The organism is Streptomyces sp. NBC_00490, assembly GCF_036013645.1.
GTDB lineage: Bacteria > Actinomycetota > Actinomycetes > Streptomycetales > Streptomycetaceae > Streptomyces > Streptomyces canus_F.
The window spans coordinates 4,609,846-4,628,687 of record NZ_CP107869.1 but is presented as its reverse complement, the minus strand read 5'-3'; the positions used below and the strand labels follow the sequence as shown (position 1 = coordinate 4,628,687).

The 18,842-nt window shown below is 71.5% G+C and carries 13 protein-coding genes; 8 read left to right on the top strand and 5 right to left on the bottom strand.

All coding sequences use genetic code 11. The features are described from left to right. Nucleotides 1–6: 6 nt before the first annotated feature. From OG381_RS20780 to OG381_RS20770, 3 genes are all read left to right on the top strand, one after another. Nucleotides 7–2,685 carry an SUKH-4 family immunity protein gene (locus OG381_RS20780; RefSeq protein ID WP_327717561.1) on the top strand — a complete coding sequence of 893 codons (2,679 nt, stop codon included), beginning with the start codon at nucleotides 7–9 and terminating at the stop codon, nucleotides 2,683–2,685. A 163-nt stretch (nucleotides 2,686–2,848) separates the two neighbouring features. Beyond that, nucleotides 2,849–3,310: a carboxymuconolactone decarboxylase family protein gene (locus OG381_RS20775; RefSeq protein ID WP_327717560.1), complete on the top strand. Its 462-nt coding sequence runs from the start codon at nucleotides 2,849–2,851 to the stop codon at nucleotides 3,308–3,310. 136 nt (nucleotides 3,311–3,446) lie between these two features. Then, a complete protein-coding gene (locus OG381_RS20770; protein ID WP_327717559.1) occupies nucleotides 3,447–4,331 on the top strand; it encodes a cellulose-binding protein in 885 nt (294 codons plus the stop codon). Between the two features lie 37 nt (nucleotides 4,332–4,368). Here the strand turns inward: OG381_RS20770 and OG381_RS20765 are convergent, their stop codons facing one another. Together OG381_RS20765 and OG381_RS20760 are read right to left on the bottom strand one after the other, a co-directional pair. After that, nucleotides 4,369–5,988 carry a sodium/solute symporter gene (locus OG381_RS20765; protein WP_327717558.1) on the bottom strand — a complete coding sequence of 540 codons (1,620 nt, stop codon included), beginning with the start codon at nucleotides 5,986–5,988 and terminating at the stop codon, nucleotides 4,369–4,371. Then, nucleotides 5,985–6,395, bottom strand: a complete 411-nt coding sequence (locus OG381_RS20760; RefSeq protein WP_327717557.1) for a DUF485 domain-containing protein — start codon at nucleotides 6,393–6,395, stop codon at nucleotides 5,985–5,987. Before OG381_RS20760 ends, OG381_RS20765 begins: the two co-directional genes overlap by 4 nt. Nucleotides 6,396–6,655: 260 nt before the next feature. On the opposite strand from OG381_RS20760, the gene OG381_RS20755 reads away from it, so the two are divergent. Beyond that, nucleotides 6,656–7,045: a hypothetical protein gene (locus OG381_RS20755; RefSeq protein WP_327717556.1), complete on the top strand. Its 390-nt coding sequence runs from the start codon at nucleotides 6,656–6,658 to the stop codon at nucleotides 7,043–7,045. A 28-nt stretch (nucleotides 7,046–7,073) separates the two neighbouring features. Here OG381_RS20755 and OG381_RS20750 read toward each other — a convergent pair whose 3' ends face one another. Next, nucleotides 7,074–7,577, bottom strand: coding sequence for a GNAT family N-acetyltransferase (locus OG381_RS20750; protein ID WP_327717555.1), 504 nt, complete (start codon nucleotides 7,575–7,577; stop codon nucleotides 7,074–7,076). A 19-nt stretch (nucleotides 7,578–7,596) separates the two neighbouring features. Beyond that, on the bottom strand, nucleotides 7,597–9,102 hold the full coding sequence (locus tag OG381_RS20745; protein WP_327717554.1) for an MFS transporter: 1,506 nt from the start codon (nucleotides 9,100–9,102) through the stop codon (nucleotides 7,597–7,599). A gap of 408 nt (nucleotides 9,103–9,510) precedes the next feature. Between OG381_RS20745 and OG381_RS20740 the strand changes: the two genes are divergently transcribed. The 3 genes from OG381_RS20740 to mfd all read left to right on the top strand — a co-directional run bounded on the left by OG381_RS20740 (nucleotide 9,511) and on the right by mfd (nucleotide 17,049). Next, on the top strand, nucleotides 9,511–10,299 hold the full coding sequence (locus tag OG381_RS20740; protein WP_327717553.1) for an ABC transporter ATP-binding protein: 789 nt from the start codon (nucleotides 9,511–9,513) through the stop codon (nucleotides 10,297–10,299). Beyond that, the gene (locus OG381_RS20735) at nucleotides 10,296–12,860 is read left to right on the top strand and encodes an ABC transporter permease (protein WP_327717552.1); all 2,565 of its coding nucleotides are present in this window, start codon (nucleotides 10,296–10,298) and stop codon (nucleotides 12,858–12,860) included. The genes OG381_RS20740 and OG381_RS20735 overlap by 4 nt, the downstream gene beginning before the upstream one ends. A 658-nt stretch (nucleotides 12,861–13,518) precedes the next feature. Further along, entirely contained in the window at nucleotides 13,519–17,049 is a 3,531-nt protein-coding gene (mfd, locus tag OG381_RS20730) for a transcription-repair coupling factor (protein WP_327717551.1), read from the top strand. A gap of 118 nt (nucleotides 17,050–17,167) precedes the next feature. Here mfd and OG381_RS20725 read toward each other — a convergent pair whose 3' ends face one another. Then, nucleotides 17,168–17,752 (bottom strand): TetR/AcrR family transcriptional regulator, encoded by a 585-nt coding sequence (locus OG381_RS20725; protein ID WP_327717550.1) that lies wholly within the window; start codon nucleotides 17,750–17,752, stop codon nucleotides 17,168–17,170. A gap of 116 nt (nucleotides 17,753–17,868) precedes the next feature. Between OG381_RS20725 and OG381_RS20720 the strand changes: the two genes are divergently transcribed. Then, complete coding sequence (locus OG381_RS20720; RefSeq protein WP_327717549.1) at nucleotides 17,869–18,795, top strand: SCO6745 family protein; 927 nt, start codon at nucleotides 17,869–17,871, stop codon at nucleotides 18,793–18,795. Nucleotides 18,796–18,842: the final 47 nt, after the last annotated feature.

Here is an 18,842-nt window from a genome sequence, read left to right as displayed (position 1 = left end):
TGACCGATGGTGACCTTCGCACAGGCGCAGGAGCGCGCCGAAGAGTGGATCAACGGGGATGTGCCCGCGTACCAGCACCGCGAGGTGCGGGTGCGGGAGTTCGAGCTCGGCTTCGTCGTGTGGGCGGAGGACCGTGCGGACGGGCCGCGCTCGGACGGTGGTGCGCAGCGGCTGGTGATCGCCCGGGACAGCGGTGAGGCCACGCTGTGGCCCTCGCTGCCGGTGGGTGAGGTGATCCGCCGGTACGAGGAGGAGTACGGACGTGCCGACGACGACGCCGCTGCCGCGCCGGCGCCCGCGGCCCGGGTCGATCTGAATCAGACGTCCTTCTTGTTGACGCCGCCGGAGTGGTTGCAGGAGGCGGCGGACCAGCTGGGGATCCCGGATCGGCGCAGTGGGTCCGGTGCCGGCTCCGGGTCTGCGGCCGGGGCCAGGCCCCTTCCCGAGACGCAGGGCGGGGTGCCGGCCGGGGCGGCTGCCGCGGCGGGTGTGCCTGCCGGGGCCACGCCGTGGGCCGGTACGGACACCAACGCGGATGCGGGCGACGACCGTTCCGTGCCGCTGCCCGCGACCGTGTTCGCGCCGCCGCTGAGCGGTACCGACGACGACACTCCGCCGCCCGCGACGCCGCCGGACGCCAAGACGGCGCTCATGTCGGGCGGCAGCGGGCTTCCGTCGACGGCGCTCGCACCGGCGCTCGACGACCCGCATGCGCCGCGCGCCGGCGGGGGTACGCCTGCGCCTGGGCCCGGTGGGTCGGCTTACGGCTATCCGGGTGCTCCGGGTGCTCCGGGTGCTCCGGGTACGCCTCCGCCGGGTGTGCCGCAGGGCAGTACGCCGCCGCCTGTGCCGGGGCCTCCTTCTTATGGGTATCCGCAGGGGCCCGGGGGTGCGCCGGGTGCGCCGCAGCCTCCCGCGGGGCCGGGTGCGCCGGAGCGGTCGCTCGCGGCGAACGCCGGGGACATCGCGGATGCCGCCACGAGCAAGGCGTCGCCTCCGCCGCGCCGGGGTGGTGGCTCGACCACACCGCCTCCGCCGGGCAGCCCCGGGGCGCCGGGCGCGCGACCGGGTGCCACGCCGCCGCCCGCGCCGGGTGCGCCGGCCGGCGGGTACGTGCCGACGCAGCTCGTCTCCGCGCTGGGGCCCAACGGGCCCGAGGGCGGGCCTGCCGGACCGGGGGCACCGCAGCCTCCGGGCGCACCGGGTGTTCCGGGCGGGCCCGTTCCGCCGGGTGCGCCGAATCCGCCCGGCGGTACGCCTCCGGGCGCGGTGCACCATGCCGCCACGATGCTTGCCGACCCGGGACGCATGGGCCCGGGCGCTCCGCAGCCTCCGGGCGCCCCTGGCGTACCGGGTGCGCCCGGCGCGCCGATGCCGCCCGGCCCCCCTGGCGTACCTGGAGCACTGCACGCCCCCGGCGCACCTCAGCCTCCCGGCGCCCCGGGTATGCCCGGCGCGCCCGGTGCGCAGGGCTCTTCAGGCGGCCCGCGTGGTGCTGTCCACCACGCCGAGACGATGCTGGCCGCGCCCCCCGTGGGCGCCCCCGGCGCGCCTTTGCCGCCGCACGCCCCCGGCGCACCCGGTGTTCCGGGCATGGCTCCGGGCGCCCCCCAGCCGATGCCGCCCGGAGGGATGCCTCCCGGCGCCGTGCCGCCGCCCGGACAGCCCGGGCCCGGTCAGCCGCCGGCGTACGGCTACCCGCAGCAGGGGCAGCCGACCGTCGGTCCCGGGTATCAGGCCGTGCTGCGCTACCGCGCGCAGGACGGGTCGGAGCAGCAGCTGATCCGGCGTTCGGCGCCGGGTACGCCGCACCCGGAGTGGCAGATCTTCCATGAGCTGCGGGGGATGAACATCCCGCCGGACCAGGTGCTGGAGCTGCACACGGAGCTGGAGTCGTGCGCGCTGCCGGGCGCCTACTGCGCGCGGATGATCCGGGAGCAGTGGCCGCAGGCGAGGATCGCGAGCATCGCGCCGTACGGCACCGATCACGCGAGCCGGCAGCAGGGGATGCAGCAACTGCTGGCGCACCAGGGTGAGTTGCACCAGGTGGCGGACGGTCCGGCGCGTCCGGCACCCGTCCGCGCCCCGCTTCCCCCGGTGCAGCCGGCGCCGCCGATCCCGCCGGAGAGCATCGCGCAGGAGATGGCGGGGGCGTTCGGGCCGGGGGTGTTCCGGTTCGAGCAGGCCGCGGTCTCCCGGCAGGGCGTGCCGCCGGTGGTGGCGCACTCGCTTGTGGCCGCGGGGCTGCCGATGGACATGGGCCCGTTCTTCTGGGCGCAGGCCCAGCCGGGGCGGCCGGTGCCCACGCTCGCCGAACTGGCGCAGGAGCGGGGGGTGCAGCCGGCGGCGGACGCGGGGTCGTACCTCGTCATGGGCAGTGACTTCGGCAAGGCGATCTGTGTGCAGTACGGGACGGCGAACATCGTCGCCGTGCCGGTGGAGGCCGGGCCCGGCGGTGCGCCGGTGCCGCCGCAGTTCGTGAACACGGGGCTGCCCGAGTTCCAGCGGTGCCTGGCGCTGCTCGGGCGGATGTGGCGGCTCAGGTTCGGGCTGAACCAGGAGCAGGCGGGCCGTTGGACCGTCGACTTCCAGGCCCAGCTGGCCTCGCTCGACCCGGCGGCGCTCGGTTCGCCGGAGAGCTGGTGGTCGGTGCTGCTGGAGCAGATGTGGGACGGCCTGCTGTGAGGTGACGCCGTCTGCAGAAAGCCGGGCCCGGTCATCGCGACCGGGCCCGGCTTTCCGCTGTCTCCGCAGGGCCCCGAAGTTCTTCCGCCGCACGGTCACATCCGTCCTCCGCGCTCCGTCAGTGGAGTGACAGCAGCTCACCACTTGCTTCAGGAGGCAGACCATGAAGGCACGCATGACGAACCCGGCGTACGTCCTCCCCGGTGCGATGAACGGCATCGGCACGCTGTTCCGGTCGATCGGCGAGAGCGGCCTGGACCAGGAGCTGTCGGAGCTCGTGGGACTGCGGGTCAGCCAGATCAACGGGTGCAGCGCCTGTGTGCACGCGCATGTGCTGAATCTGCGGAAGGCCGGGGCGGGCGAGGAGCGGATCGCGGCGGTCGCGGCGTGGTTCGAGGCGCCGTTCTTCAGTGACGCCGAGCGGGCGGCGCTGCGGCTGAGCGAGGCGATGACGCGGCTCTCGGACCGGTCGCACGAGTCCGTGCCGGACGAGCTGTGGGACGAGGTGGCCGACCACTTCGACGAGAAGGCACTGTCCGGCCTGATCCTCTTCGTCTCGCTCATGAACCTGTTCAACCGCGTCAACACGACGATCAAGGAGCCCGCGGGCACCACCTGGGGCTGAGCCTCGGCCGCCCGACTGCAGAGGGACGGCCGTGACCTCTGTGCGGAGTGTCGCGTTATGCACATTTCTGCCTGATACATCAAGATGTGCGCGAAATCATCATTTCACCCACATCTGGATGGAGAGGGGTCCCAGGATGAGCGGCACATCTGTCCCGTCCCACGGCTTCATGGCCGTACGGCGTGGCTACCACCCCGAACAGGTCGACGCGTACGCCGCCGCGCTCTCCCAGGACCGTGACGTCTCCTGGGAGCGCGCCGCCCGTCTCACCGTGCTCGCCAAGGAGATGGAGGCGGAGCTCGACGCGTTGCGCGAGAGGGTCGCGCGGCTCGCTCCGCAGACGTACGAGACGCTCGGGGAGCGTGCGCGCCGGCTCTTCGAGCTCGGGCTGGAGGAGGCCGCGGCCGTGGGTGACGGCGCACGGCAGGAGGCGCGGCGGCTCGCGGAAGCGGCGCGGGAACGTGCGGACGGTGTGCGGGACGCGGCGCAGGCGCACGCCGACGCCGTACGCGCCGACGCGGAGGAGCGCGCCCGGCAGCGCCTGCTCGTCGCGCGCGCCGAGGCCGACGAGATCCGCATCGCCGCCCGGCGCGAAGTGAAGGAGGGCCGCACCGAGGCGCTCGCCGCGTTGCGCGAGGTACGGCAGCGCACCATCGGGATGCTCGCCGAACAGGACAAGGAGCACGCCGAGCGCTGGGCCGAGGCGGAGCGCGAGGAGGCCGAGCGGGCGGCGGCGCTCGACGCCCGGCACGCCGAACAGGTGGCCCGCGCCGAGGCCGCGCTGTCCGAGGCGAAGCAGGCGTTCGCCGACGCGGAGGCCTCCGCCCGGCAGCGCCAGGAGGAGGCACACGCACGTGCCGCCGAGATCCTCGCCGAGGCGCGCGTACGGGAGGAGCGGATCGCCCGTGAGACGGAGCGGGTGCTGCGCGAGCACGGCGAGCGCTGGGACGACGTACACGCCCACATCGACCTCGTACGCAACAGCCTGACGACACTGACGGGGCGCGCGGCGGCAGAGTAGGACGCGCGCACGCCCCCTGGGGCGCCGGGCCCGGTGCTCACTCCTCCCGTCGTACCGCCCCCGCCAGGATCCACCCCTCCACCGCTTCGTACTGCCGTCGCTGCTCCTCCGCCTTGCGCCGCCCCGACGCCACCGTCCCGAGCCAGCCGAAGGCGAAGCCGGCCGGGATGGAGACGAGGCCGGTGGTGGTGAACGGGAACCAGTTGAAGTCGGCGTCGGGGAAGGCGGAGACGGGGGAGCCGGAGACGAGGTTGGTGCCCGGCATCAGCAGCAGCACCGTCAGGGAGCCGCCGATCAGGGTGCAGAGCAGGCCCGTTCGGGTGTAGCGGCGCCAGAACAGGCCGTAGACCAGGGCGGGGGCTATCGCCGAGGCGCCCAGGCAGAAGGACAGGGTCACCAGAGGCTGCAGGCTGCGGTGCTGGACCAGCGTGGCCAGCAGGATCGCCGGGATGCCGACGGCCAGCGCCGAAACCCGGGCCAGGGTCATCTCGCGGCGCGTCGACAGTTCCCGCGCCCGGACCGCGAACACGTCGTGGGCGAGGGAGTTGGCGCAGGCGAGGATCATGCCGGCGACGGAGGCGAGCAGGGTGAGGAAGAGCGCCGTGGTGACCGTCGTGAACAGCAGGGTCTCCGCCGTCGAGACGTCCGCGCCGAACACCGCCCGGGAACCCAGCAGATACGCCGTGTTGCCCTGCGGGTCCGCCTCCGCGATCGCCGCGCGCCCGATCAGGGCGGTGGCCCCGAACCCCACGATCGTGATGACGAGCACGAACAGCACCACCGCCGACACCGCCCAGGACATCGAGCGGCGTACCTGGCGGGCGCTGGAGGCCGTGTACATCCGCATGGTGACGTGCGGGAGGCAGGCGCCGCCGACGACCACCGTCAGCTGCGAAGTGATCATGTCCAGCCGGGGGTTGGACCCGCCCGCGAACTGCAGCCCCGACTCCAGGAAGGCCGGTCCCACCGCGCTCTGCGCGGCGGCGGCGTCGAACAGCGTGCCGGGGTTCCAGTCGAACCGCCGCAGCATCAGGACGGCGACCACGGCGCCCGAACCGAGCAGCATCACGATCTTCAGGATCTGGATGAGAGCGGTGCCCTTCATCCCGCCGATCGCCGCGTAACTGATCATCAGCACGCCGAGCCCGATGATGCAGCCCGTCTGCAGCCCCTCACCGGAGAAGCCGAGGATGAAGGACAGCAACTGCCCCGTCCCCGCGAGCTGGACCAGCATCAGCGGCAGCAGCGCCGCGAGCGTCACCGCGCAGGCCGCGATCCGCACGGAACGCCCCGGCATGCGCCGCGCCAGCGCGTCGCCCATCGTGAACCGGCCCGCGTTGCGCAGGGGTTCGGCCAGCAGGAACATCAGCAGCATGAGCGACAGCGCGGTGCTCAGAGCGAGGACGATTCCGTCGTAGCCGCACAACGCGATCACCCCTCCCGTGCCGAGCACGGTCGCGGCGGAGATGTAATCCCCCGCGATGGCGAGGCCGTTGCGCAGAGAACCCAGGGAGCCGTAGCCGGTGTAGAACTCGTCCAGGTCGTCCCGGTCCGGCCCGGTCATCACGCACAGCAGCAGCGTGATCGTGGCGACGGCCGAGAACGCCACCAGGGACATCGCCTGCGCCGAGTCGCTGAAGCCCGTCTGTCCCGTCATCGCGTCGCTCCCCGCTTGACGTCCAGCTCGGACTGTCTGCGGATGCGGTCGGCGAGCGGGTCGACGCGGACCCGGGCCGTGCGCTCGTACAGGACGATCGCCAGCCAGGTGACCGGGAGTTGGAACAGGGCCAGCAGCAGGCCGGTCGGGGGCGCGTCGCCGATGCGGCCGGTCATGAAGGACGGGGCGAACGCGGACAGGACGAGGAAGAGGGTGAAGTAGCCGAGTGCGGTGAGGGTCGCGACGCGGCGTTGCCAGCGGTAGGCGCTGCGCAGGATCCGCAGATCGCTGTGGTGCCCGAGCGCCTCGTGGCGGGGACGGTGTGCGGGTGCTCGGCCGGGAGCGTGGTCGGGGGCGAAGGGCGGCTGCCAGGGGTAGCTGGGTGGTGGGGCCGGGTCGTAAGACATCCCGGTGGCTCCTTGCGTGGCTCGGGGCCCGGTGCGGACCGCAGGGAGTTGGGGGGTGGGGGTGAGCGGAGCCACGCACGCTACTCGTTGGTAGTCGGATGCGGGAGATGGTTCACCAAACTGATTGGTCGGTACGCGCTTACTTCGCTGACCTCGGGTGTTACCCGGATTAACTCAGATTTTTGAGCGGTGTGAACGGCTACTGCAAGTGAACGGACGCTACGGACGGATACGATGCCGGCTCTACCGGGGGAGTGTTGATGTCCGACGTACGTGAAGCCGTCATGCCGAGACAGGTGCGGGGCGCTCAGGTTCTGCTGTTCGTGCTCGCCCTCGGCGGCCTCGTCTCGATGCTCGCGCTCTCGGACGGGCTCACCGCTTATGGACAGGGCGAGATGCTCGCGCCCTGGGCGCTGGTGTGGGTCTGCGCGCTGCTCGCCCTCACCTACGACGGGGCCGCTCGGGGCGGGGTGCGGATGACGACCGTCGTGCTGATGGTGTTCATGGTGCTGCCGACCATCACGAGGATGGGCGAGGCGGTGGGGGTGGGACTGTTCCTGGACGCCGCGCTGCGGATCCTGCTCGGGGTGCCTGTCGTCGTGCTGCTGTTCCTGCCGGAGTCGACGGCCTGGTTCGACCGGGAGCGGTGAGGGTCGGGGCCGGTCGCGTCCTGGTCCCTCAGTCCCCGGGGAGCAGCACGCGCGCGTAGCGCACTCCCGGGCGTTCCATCAGGGTGATCCGCTCGGTGAGTACGAAGCCGTTGCGTTCGAGGACGGTCCGGGACGCGACGTTGTCCTCGGTCGTCTTCGCCATCAGGGAGCTCAGGCCGTACGACGTTCCCGCCGTCCGGCACACCTCGCCCACCGCCGCCGTCGCGACCCCGCGTCCCGCGGCCCGTTCGCCGACGCGGTACCCCAGCTCCGCCGAACCGCCCGCCGCGTCCATGAGGTTGAAGCGGCCGAGCAGCGAACCCTCCGCGTCCAGCAGGACATGGAAATGGCAGTCGCCGGAGTCCTGCTCGTCCAGCAAGGCACGGTGGCGGGCGGCGAATCCCTCCGGTGTGAAATAGGCGTCGCCACGATCAGGGATCGAGCGCGCGAAGTACTCCCGGTTCTCCCGTTCGAAGGCCAGCAGGGCCGCCGCGTGGTCCGGCCGCAGCCGTTCCAGTCTCAGGTCCGCCATGTCCGCCACCGTACGCAGCTCACTCCGTGATCACCGGAAATTTCCGGGGCGCCAGCACCAGCAGCACCACGAACGCCAGCGCCGCCGCCCCCGCCGCCCCCAGGTACACCGCGTGCACCGCGTCCGCGATCGCCCGCCGCAGCGGCTCCGAACCGGCGCCCGAATCCAGCGCCCGGGTCACCGAGTCCAGGTCGCTCGCGCCGCCCAGCCGCGCCGACAGCACCCCGTTGGCCACCGCGCCGAAGAGGGCCGCGCCGATCGTCTGGCCGGTCTGGCGGCAGAAGAGGACCGACGCCGTGGTCGTGCCGCGCTCCGACCAGACCACCGTCGACTGCACGCCGATGATCAGCGGCAGTTGGAACAGACCCAGCGCGGCGCCCAGGAGCAGCATCAGGAGAGTCGGCTGCCAGGCCCGGCCGGGGTACGGCAGGAAGGGGAAGGCGAAGAGGATCAGCGCCGCCGCGCCCATGCCCAGCAGGGCCGTGTTGCGGAAGCCGATCCGTCGGTACACGTGCTGGCTGAGGGCCGCCGACACCGGCCAGCTCAGGGTCCAGACCGTCAGGACGAAGCCGGCCGCCACCGGCGCCAGACCGAGGACGGACTGGGCGTACGTCGGCAGGAAGACCGTCGGTGCCACCATCAGCAGGCCCAGCGCGCCCAGGGCCAGGTTGACCGCCGCGATGGTGCGGCGGCGCCACACCCAGCCGGGGATGATCGGCTCGGCGGCCCGGCGTTCGACCAGGACCACCACCGCGACCAGGGCAAGTCCCGTGCCGAACAACGCCAGTGAGGGGGCCGACAACCACGGCCAGGCCACCCCGCCCTGCACCAGCGCCGTCAGCAGGACGCCTCCGCAGACGAACACCGCCAGGGCGCCCGCCCAGTCGACACGGGGGCGGCGGGCGGGGGAGTCCCGTTTCGGTTCGTGCAGGTGACGGACGATCAGCCAGAGGGCGAGCGCTCCCACCGGCAGGTTGACCAGGAAGATCCAGCGCCAGTCCGCGTACGCCACGAGCAGGCCGCCCACCCCCGGGCCGGCCACCGCCGACACCGCCCACACCGTGGACAGCTTGGACTGGATCTTCGGGCGTTCCTTCAGCGGGTAGAGGTCGGCGGCCAGGGTCTGGACCGTGCCCTGCAGCGCGCCGCCGCCCAGGCCCTGGACGATACGGAACGCGATCAGCGAGCCCATGTTCCAGGCGACCGCGCAGAGCAGGGAACCCAGGAGGAAGAGCGCCGCGCCCGCGATCAGGACCGGCTTGCGGCCGAAGGTGTCGGAGAGCTTGCCGTACACCGGGAGGGACACCGTCACGGCCAGCAGATAGCCCGAGAAGAGCCACGAGAAGACGGAGAAGCCGCCGAGGTCGCCGACGATCTGGGGGACGGCCGTGGAGACGATCGTCGAGTCGAGGGCGGCCAGGGCCATCGCGAGCATCAGCGCGGCGACGACGGCCCCGCGGCGGCGCGAGTCCTTCGGGCCGCCGGCCCTCGCCGCGGGCTGTATCTCCGTGTCCCCCTGGCCCATGAGATCCCTTCCCCCTGCATCTATCCGCCGCGCACACCCTCTCACTTGACCCTCACGTCGCGGCAGGGTGCAGCCTGAGCGGGATGGAGGGTGGAGCCAACCCCTAGATCGCCTCCACCCTCGGGTGGATCGCCCCTAGGGGTACCTCCGTACTACGGCTGGGGGAGGGTTCGTACCGCCGGAGGACGTGAGGGCACCCGGCCCGTCCTTAACCTGGCTTTACGCCGCTGGGGGGCGGTGCACCGCAGCAGCGGGGGTGGGGTTTTCCCCACCAGAAGAGGGCGCTCAGCACCAGCGCGCCGGACCACCCGCCGCGGCCAGACTCATCACCACAGCAGCACGTACGACCCGGCACGGATCGAAAGAGATCAGTGCGCGCCAATTCTTGACCGACATAGGAGATATACCGTGACATCGGCTGTGACCATCACCAGGCACGGGGGCACTGGAGGGACTACGGCCGTTGCCGCGCGGGCGCGGCAGGTCGTCAAGGCGTACGGGGCCGGCGAGACCCGTGTCGTCGCCCTCGACCACGTGGACGTGGACATCGCACGCGGACAGTTCACCGCGATCATGGGGCCCTCGGGCTCCGGCAAGTCCACGCTCATGCACTGCCTCGCCGGACTCGACACCGTCACGTCCGGGCAGATCTATCTGGACGACACCGAGATCACCGGGCTGAAGGACAAGAAGCTCACGCAGCTGCGCCGGGACCGGATCGGGTTCATCTTCCAGGCGTTCAACCTGCTCCCGACGCTCAACGCCATAGAGAACATCACGCTGCCCATGGACATCGCCGGCCGCAAGCCGGACAAGGCGTGGCTGGCGCAGGTCGTCGACACCGTCGGGCTGAGCGACCGGCTCAAGCACCGGCCCACCCAGCTCTCCGGCGGTCAGCAGCAGCGCGTCGCGGTGGCCCGGGCGCTGGCCGCGCGGCCCGAGATCATCTTCGGTGACGAGCCGACCGGAAACCTCGACTCCCGAGCGGGCGCCGAGGTGCTGGGCTTCCTGCGCAGGTCCGTGTCCGAGCTCGGGCAGACCATCGTGATGGTCACGCACGACCCGGTCGCGGCCTCGTACGCCGACCGGGTGCTGTACCTCGCCGACGGCCGGATCGTGGACGAGATGTACAAGCCCACCGCGGAAGCCGTCCTGGACCGCATGAAGGACTTCGACGCCCGGGGACGGACGTCATGACCGTCCTGAAGACCTCGATGCGCAACTTCTTCGCGCACAAGGGGCGTATGGCCCTGTCGGCCGTGGCCGTGCTGCTGTCGGTGGCGTTCGTGTGCGGCACGCTCGTCTTCACCGACACCATGAACACGACGTTCGACAAGCTGTTCTCGACCACCGCGTCCGATGTCACGGTCTCCCCGAAGGCGGCCAAGAGCGACGACACCCCGCAGAACGGCAGGCCCGAGTCGCTGCCGGCCTCCACGGTCCAGCAGGTGACGAAGGCGGACGGCGTCAAGTCGGCCGAGGGCGCGGTCAGTTCGATGAACGTGACCGTCGTCAACAGCGACAACAAGAACATGGGCTCGTCGACCGGAGCGCCCACCATCGCGGGCAACTGGACCAAGAGCGACCTGCGTTCGATGGAGATCACCTCCGGACACGCGCCACGCGGGCCCACCGAGACGATGGTCGACGCGGACACCGCCGACAAGCACGACCTGAAGATCGGCGACGAGCTGCGCACCATCTCCGTCATCGGTGACTTCAAGGCGAAGATCGTCGGCATCGCCACCTTCAAGATCACCAACCCCGGTGCCGCGATCGTCTACTTCGACACCGCCACCGCGCAGCGCGAACTCCTGGGCGCCGAGGGCCGGTTCACCCAGGTCTACGCCACCGCCGCGGCCGGCGTCAGCGACACCCAGCTCAAGCAGAACGTCGCACAGGCCCTGGACGGCACGTACAAGATCCAGACGGCCAAGGAGAACGCCGACGAAAACCGCGAGGGCGTCGGCGAGTTCATGAACGTCATCAAGTACGCCATGCTCGGCTTCGCCGGGATCGCGTTCCTGGTCGGCATCTTCCTGATCATCAACACCTTCTCCATGCTGGTCGCCCAGCGGACCCGCGAGATCGGCCTCATGCGGGCCATCGGCTCCTCCCGCAAGCAGGTCAACCGCTCGGTGCTGGTGGAGTCGCTGCTCCTCGGCATCGTGGGCTCGATCCTCGGTGTCGGCGCCGGTGTCGGTATCGCCGTCGGGCTGATGAAGCTCATGGGCATGGCCGGCATGAACCTCTCCACCGACGACCTCACCGTCAAGGCGACCACCCCGGTCATCGGCATGATCCTCGGCGTCGTGGTCACCGTCCTCGCCGCCTACCTGCCCGCCCGCCGGGCCGGCAAGGTCTCCCCGATGGCCGCACTGCGCGACGCCGGTACACCGGCCGACGGCAAGGCGGGCCTGGTGCGGGGCATCATCGGGCTGGTCCTGACCGGCGCGGGCGGCCTCGCCCTCTACACGGCCGCCACCGCCGACACGGCCAAGGACGGCTCGCTGCTGCTCGCCGGCGGCGTGGTGCTGACCCTGATCGGCTTCGTCATCATCGGCCCGCTGCTGGCGGGTGGGGTCGTACGGGTCATCAGCGCGGTGATCCTGCGGGCCTTCGGCCCGGTCGGCCGCATGGCCGAGCGCAACGCGCTGCGCAACCCCCGTCGTACGGGTGCCACGGGCGCCGCCCTGATGATCGGCCTCGCCCTCGTGGCCTGCCTCTCGGTGGTCGGCTCCTCGATGGTCGCCTCGGCCACCAGCGAGCTCGACAAGTCGGTCGGCGCGGACTTCATCGTCCAGGGCGGCCAGCGGATCGTCCCGCAGGCCCAGAAGGCGATGGAGCAGAGCCCGGACCTCGCGCACGTCACCTCGTACAAGGAACTCGAGGCGACCCTGACCTCGCCCGACGGCAAGAAGGACACCAAGGGCGTCACCGCGGCCGACCCGACGTACGCCCAGGACCTGCGCCGCCCGACGACGGCCGGCACCCTGTCCGCCGCGTACGGCAAGAACGCCATGTCCGTCGGCTCCGACTACGCCAAGGACCACGGCATCCGCGTCGGCGACACCATCACCGTCGCCTTCAAGGGCGGCGACACGGCGAAGCTCAAGGTCGCGGCCATCACCGACGACAGCGGGGCGCTGGACAAGGGGTCGCGCTACCTCAGCATGGCGACGATGAAGCAGTACGTCCCCGCCGACCAGATCCCGCCGAACTCGATCATGTTCGCCAAGGCCAAGGACGGCCAGGAGAAGCAGGCCTACGCGGCCCTCAAGGACGCGCTCCACGACTACCCGCAGTACCAGGTCCGCGACCAGACCGACTACAAGGAAGAGCTCAAGGACCAGGTCGGCCAGCTCCTCAACATGGTCTACGGCCTGCTGGGACTCGCGATCATCGTCGCCATCCTCGGCGTCGTGAACACCCTGGCCCTCTCGGTGGTGGAACGCACCCGCGAGATCGGTCTGATGCGCGCGATCGGCCTCTCCCGCCGCCAGCTGCGCCGCATGATCCGCCTGGAGTCGGTGGTCATCGCCCTCTTCGGCGCCCTGCTGGGCCTGGGCCTGGGCATGGGCTGGGGCGCCACCGCCCAGAAGCTCCTCGCCATGGAGGGCCTCAACGTCCTCGACATCCCCTGGCCCACCATCATCGGCGTCTTCATCGGCTCGGCCTTCGTGGGCCTCTTCGCCGCCCTCGTCCCGGCCTTCCGCGCGGGCCGCATGAACGTCCTCAACGCCATCGCGACCGAATAGCCATATCGCACGGGGGAGCAGGACCCGGCGCCGAGAAGTCACGGGGGACTTCTCGGCGCCGGGCGTTTTTGTGCGGGGGGTGTGCCAGGTGGCCGGGTCTTTCGATGCCGGTCCAGGTACTTCAGCCCGTCCGGCGTTTGAGCCCCAGGGCCGGCCGTCCCGATCCCCCACCCACCCTGTCCTTCAGCCGGTCCGGCGTTTGGGGACGAGGGCGGGCCGTCTCGATCCCTCACCCACCCTGTCCTTCAGCCGGTCCGGCGTTTGGGGACGAGGGCCGGCCGTCCCGATCCCCCACCCACCCCGTCCTTCAGCCGGTCCGGCGTTTGGGGACGAGGGCGGGCCGTCTCGATCCCTCACCCACCCTGTCCTTCAGCCGGTCCGGCGTTTGAGGACGAGGCCTCTTCAGGGCCGATGGGGGTCCAGGGGGCGGAGCCCCCTGGGGGCGGGGTCGAAGGGGCGGCAGCCCCTGGGGATGGGACGGGTAGGGGCGGCGGGGGCGAAAACCGCTGGGCGTCGGCGCGGACGCGGGGCGTGAGGAGAACCGGCGTTATCCACAGCCCCGGCACCCGCGACCGCGGCGACGTACGCTGGATACCCCCCGGCCGGTCACCGCGTCGGGCGATTCGCGTTGCCCACCCTCGGACGAAAGCCGCCCCGAATGAGCCTGCACGGTCTGCTCGACGCCGTCGTCAAGGACACCGCCCTCACGGAAGCCATCGCCGCGGCCGCAGACGGCAACCGCATGCACGTCGACCTGGTCGGCCCCCCGGCAGCCCGCCCCTTCGCGATCGCCGCACTCGCCCGAGAAGCCGGCCGCCCCGTACTCGCCGTGACGGCGACCGGCCGCGAGGCCGAGGACCTGGCCGCGGCCCTGCGCTCCCTGCTCCCGCAGGAGGGCATCGTCGAGTACCCCTCGTGGGAAACCCTCCCGCACGAACGCCTCAGCCCCCGCAGCGACACCGTCGGCCGCCGCCTCGCCGTCCTGCGCCGCCTGGCCCACCCCCGCCCGGACGACCCCGAGACGGGCCCGGTGTCGGTGGTCGTGGCCCCGGTGCGCTCCGTGCTCCAGCCGCAGGTCAAGGGCCTCGGCGACCTCGAACCGGTCGCCCTGCGCACGGGACAGACCGCCGACCTGAACGCCGTCGTCGACGCCCTCGGCGCCGCCGCCTACGCGCGCGTGGAGCTCGTGGAGAAGCGCGGCGAGTTCGCCGTACGCGGCGGCATCCTGGACGTCTTCCCGCCCACGGAGGAACACCCGCTCCGCATCGAGTTCTGGGGCGACGACGTCGAGGAGATCCGCTACTTCAAGGTCGCCGACCAGCGCTCCCTGGAGGTCGCCGAGCACGGTCTGTGGGCCCCGCCCTGCCGCGAGCTGCTCCTCACCGACGACGTACGCGCGCGGGCACGCGCCCTCGCCGAGCTCCACCCGGAGCTGGGCGAACTGCTCGGCAAGATCGCCGAGGGGATCGCCGTGGAGGGCATGGAGTCCCTCGCGCCGGTTCTCGTCGACGAGATGGAGCTCCTGGTCGACGTACTGCCGAAGGGAGCCATGGCCGTCGTATGCGATCCGGAGCGGGTACGCACGCGTGCCGCGGATCTCGTGGCGACGTCGCAGGAGTTCCTGCACGCCTCCTGGGCGGCCACGGCGGGCGGCGGCGAGGCGCCGATCGACGTCGGCGCGGCCTCCCTGTGGTCGATCGCGGACGTCCGGGACCGGGCGCGCGAGCTGGACATGATGTGGTGGTCGGTGTCGCCGTTCGCGGCGGATCTGGAGCTGGAGGCGGACACCCTCAAGCTCGGCATGCACGCCCCCGAGACCTACCGCGGCGACACCGCGAAGGCCCTCGCCGACACCAAGGGCTGGCTCGCCGACGGCTGGCGCACGGTCTTCGTGACCGAGGCGCACGGCCCGGCGGCCCGCACGGTCGAGGTGCTGGGCGGCGAGGGCATCGCGGCACGCCTGGAGTCGGAGCTCGGGACGATCGCCCCGTCCGTCGTGCACGTGGCGTGCGGCTCGATCGACTACGGCTTCGTCGACCCGTCGTTGAAGCTCGCCGTGCTCACCGAGACCGACCTGACCGGCCAGAAGGCGGCCGGCAAGGACGGCGCCCGGATGCCCGCCCGGCGCCGCAAGACGATCGACCCGCTGAGCCTGGAGGCGGGCGACTACATCGTCCACGAGCAGCACGGAGTGGGCCGCTACATCGAGATGGTGCAGCGCACCGTGCAGAGCGCCACGCGCGAGTACCTCGTCGTCGAGTACGCCCCCGCCAAGCGCGGCCAGCCCGGCGACCGTCTCTACATCCCGACGGACCAGCTGGAACAGATCACCAAGTACGTGGGCGGCGAGTCCCCGACCCTGCACCGGCTGGGCGGCGCCGACTGGACGAAGACGAAGGCCCGCGCGAAGAAGGCCGTCAAGGAGATCGCGGCCGACCTCATCAAGCTCTACAGCGCGCGCATGGCGGCGCCCGGGCACACCTTCGGCCCGGACACCCCGTGGCAGCGCGAGCTGGAGGACGCGTTCCCGTACGTCGAGACCCCGGACCAGCTGACGACCATCGCCGAGGTCAAGGAGGACATGGAGAAGTCGGTCCCGATGGACCGTCTGATCTGCGGCGACGTCGGCTACGGCAAGACGGAGATCGCGGTCCGGGCCGCGTTCAAGGCGGTGCAGGACGGCAAGCAGGTCGCGGTCCTCGTACCGACGACCCTGCTGGTGCAGCAGCACTTCGGCACCTTCTCCGAGCGCTACTCGCAGTTCCCGGTGAACGTGCGGGCGCTCAGCCGCTTCCAGACGGACACCGAGGCGAAGGCGGTCCTGGAGGGCCTGCGTGAGGGCTCGGTGGACGTCGTCATCGGCACCCACCGGCTGTTCTCGTCGGAGACCAAGTTCAAGGACCTGGGCCTGGTCATCGTCGACGAGGAGCAGCGCTTCGGCGTCGAGCACAAGGAGCAGCTGAAGAAACTGCGCGCCAACGTCGACGTACTGACGATGTCCGCGACCCCGATCCCCAGGACCCTGGAGATGGCGGTCACGGGCATCCGCGAGATGTCGACGATCACGACCCCGCCGGAGGAGCGCCACCCGGTGCTGACCTTCGTCGGCCCGTACGAGGAGCGGCAGATCGGCGCGGCGATCCGCCGTGAACTGCTGCGCGAGGGCCAGGTCTTCTACATCCACAACAGGGTCGAGTCCATCGACCGCGCGGCCGCCCGTCTGCGCGAGATCGTGCCGGAGGCCCGGATCGCGACGGCGCACGGCCAGATGTCGGAGACGGCGCTGGAGCAGGTGGTGGTCGACTTCTGGGAGAAGAAGTTCGACGTGCTCGTGTCGACGACGATCGTGGAGTCGGGCATCGACATCTCGAACGCGAACACGCTGATCGTGGAGCGGGGAGACAACTTCGGTCTGTCGCAGCTGCACCAGCTGCGCGGCCGGGTGGGCCGCGGCAGAGAGCGCGGTTACGCCTACTTCCTCTACCCCCCGGAGAAGCCCCTCACCGAGACGGCCCACGAGCGTCTGGCGACCATCGCCCAGCACACGGAGATGGGCGCGGGCATGTACGTGGCGATGAAGGACCTGGAGATCCGAGGCGCCGGAAACCTGCTCGGCGGCGAGCAGTCCGGCCATATCGCGGGCGTCGGCTTCGACCTGTACGTCCGCATGGTCGGTGAGGCGGTGGCCGACTACCGGGCCTCCCTGGAGGGCGGTGTCGAGGAGGAGCCGCCGCTCGAGGTCAAGATCGAGCTCCCGGTCGACGCCCACGTCCCCCACGACTACGCGCCGGGCGAGCGGCTCCGCCTCCAGGCCTACCGCTCGATTGCCTCGGCCAACACCGAGGACGACGTCAAGGCCGTACGGGAAGAACTCGTCGACCGCTACGGCAAGTTGCCGGAGCCGGTGGAGAACCTGCTGCTGGTGGCGGGCCTGCGCATGCTGGCACGCGCGTGCGGCGTCGGCGAGATCGTCCTCCAGGGCACCAACATCCGCTTCGCGCCTGTGGAGTTGCGCGAGTCGCAGGAGCTGCGGGTCAAGCGGCTGTATCCCGGGACCGTCATCAAGCCGGCGGCGCATCAGGTGCTGGTGCCGCGGCCGAAGACGGCGAAGGTGGGCGGCAAGCCGCTCGTCGGGCGGGAACTGCTGGGCTGGGTCGGGGAGTTCCTGGCGTCGATCCTGGGGTCGTAGCCCGGGGGCGGGAGTGGTCGCGGCTGTCGCATCAGCCGGGACCACTGCCACCTTCCTGACGAACCCCCTCACGTGGCCCGGGGCAGCACCCACTCACGCGCCCCGGAGCAGCACTCGCTCACGTGGCCCGGAACAGCATCCCCGCCAGCGTCCGGAAGACCTCCTCCGGATCCCTGCCGTCCACCGGCCCGTCCAGGTTGTGTCCGAGCAGCAGCGTGGCGAAGCCGTGCGCGAGGGACCAGGCCGCGACACCCGCGAGGCGTGGCTCGATGCCCTCGGGGTCCACTCCGGACACGGCCTCGCGCAGGGCGTCGCCGGTGAGGGCGCGGGCGGTGGTCAGTTCGAGGTCGTCCGAGCGCAGCAGTTCCGGCGAGAACATCACCTGGAAGTGCGCCGGGTGCTCGCGCGCGAAGCGCACATAGCGCACGCCCGCCTCCTTGAGGTCGGGCGCCTCCCGCAGCGCGCTCGCCAGCAGTCCGAACCCCTCCGCCGCGATCGCCGTGAGCAGGCCGGTGCGGTCCCCGAAGTGATGGGCGGGGGCCGCGTGCGACACCCCGGCCCGGCGGGCGAGGTCGCGCAGGCTCAGCGCGGACGGGCCGTCGGCGGCGATGACGTCCAGCGCGGCGGTGAGGATGGCGCGGCGCAGATCGCCGTGGTGATAGGGGCGGCGCGAGGCCGGTTTCGTGGTGTCCGCGGATGCCATGGACAGCAGCGTACGCCCAATCTAGTCATTGACAAGTTGGTGCGGCTCGGGCAATCTTGTCAGTGTCAAGTTGTGGAGCTGGTCCGAAGTACGTGGATACGACGAGGAGTCATGTCATGTCGCAGCACGAGAGCGAGACCGGCACCGGTACGGGTTCGGGTACGGGTACGGTCACCGCCGGCGTCGCCCCGGCCCGCGTACGCCAGCTCTGGCACCTGCTGGAACCCCTGCACGCGGTGGTGTACTACGCGCCGGAGGTCTTCGAGGAGGCGGCGGCGCTCGGCTACGACACCAAGGAGCGCTGGCCGAGTTACTTCCCGCTCCGCGCGGCCCCGTTGGGCGCGGTGGGCGTCGAGCGGGTGACCTCCGCGTTCTACAGCTTCAGCCCCCGCATGGTCGCCGAGCACATCGGCTCCGCGTGGAGCGTCGCGAGCCCCGAGGCGGTGCTGGCGGCGCGGCTGCGAGGCGTCGACAGGGCGTACCAGGAGATATTCGGCGAGCGCGTCGACAGTCCCGAACTGGCGGAGGCCGCCGCCCTCGCGCGCCGGGCCGCCGAAGCGGTGAACAGCGCGGGCCGCCCCCTCGCCGCGGCCAACGCCGAGCTGGAGTGGCCCACGATCCCGCACCTCCAGCTGTGGCACGCGGCGACGATCCTGCGCGAGCATCGCGGCGACGGCCATCTCGCCGCCCTGCTCATCGCCGGCCTCGACCCGGCCGAGTCGCTCGTCTCCTTCGCGGGGATAGGCGCCGCGTCCGTCGAGCGCTTCGGGAGCCGCGGCTGGAGCGAGGCGGAATGGTCGGCCGCCCGCGAACGCCTGACCGCCCGAGGTCTGGTCGACGAGGACGGCACGGCAACGGAAGCCGGCCGCGCCCTGCGCCACCAGGTCGAGCAGCACACCGACCAACTCGCCGCCGCCCCCTGGCGGTCCCTCGGCCAGTCCGACACCGACCGCCTCGTCGAACTGCTCGGCGACTTCTGGGTGGCGGTGCTGTCCTCGGGCCTGCTCCCTTCGGAGACGACGCTGGGGATAGGCAAGGTCTGATGGGGAAGGCAAGGTCTGAAGGGAGTCCGGGGACGCGGCCGTCGGAA

Excerpts from the sequence above, each read along its gene's own strand:
- OG381_RS20720 (WP_327717549.1), top strand. The coding sequence starts at position 17,869 with ATGTCGCAGCACGAGAGCGAGACCGGCACCGGTACGGGTTCGGGTACG.
- mfd (WP_327717551.1), top strand. The coding sequence starts at position 13,519 with ATGAGCCTGCACGGTCTGCTCGACGCCGTCGTCAAGGACACCGCCCTC.
- OG381_RS20725 (WP_327717550.1), bottom strand. The coding sequence starts at position 17,752 with ATGGCATCCGCGGACACCACGAAACCGGCCTCGCGCCGCCCCTATCAC.
- OG381_RS20750 (WP_327717555.1), bottom strand. The coding sequence starts at position 7,577 with ATGGCGGACCTGAGACTGGAACGGCTGCGGCCGGACCACGCGGCGGCC.
- OG381_RS20765 (WP_327717558.1), bottom strand. The coding sequence starts at position 5,988 with ATGACGGGACAGACGGGCTTCAGCGACTCGGCGCAGGCGATGTCCCTG.
- OG381_RS20770 (WP_327717559.1), top strand. The coding sequence starts at position 3,447 with ATGAGCGGCACATCTGTCCCGTCCCACGGCTTCATGGCCGTACGGCGT.
- OG381_RS20760 (WP_327717557.1), bottom strand. The coding sequence starts at position 6,395 with ATGTCTTACGACCCGGCCCCACCACCCAGCTACCCCTGGCAGCCGCCC.
- OG381_RS20755 (WP_327717556.1), top strand. The coding sequence starts at position 6,656 with ATGTCCGACGTACGTGAAGCCGTCATGCCGAGACAGGTGCGGGGCGCT.
- OG381_RS20745 (WP_327717554.1), bottom strand. The coding sequence starts at position 9,102 with ATGGGCCAGGGGGACACGGAGATACAGCCCGCGGCGAGGGCCGGCGGC.
- OG381_RS20775 (WP_327717560.1), top strand. The coding sequence starts at position 2,849 with ATGAAGGCACGCATGACGAACCCGGCGTACGTCCTCCCCGGTGCGATG.
- OG381_RS20780 (WP_327717561.1), top strand. The coding sequence starts at position 7 with ATGGTGACCTTCGCACAGGCGCAGGAGCGCGCCGAAGAGTGGATCAAC.
- OG381_RS20735 (WP_327717552.1), top strand. The coding sequence starts at position 10,296 with ATGACCGTCCTGAAGACCTCGATGCGCAACTTCTTCGCGCACAAGGGG.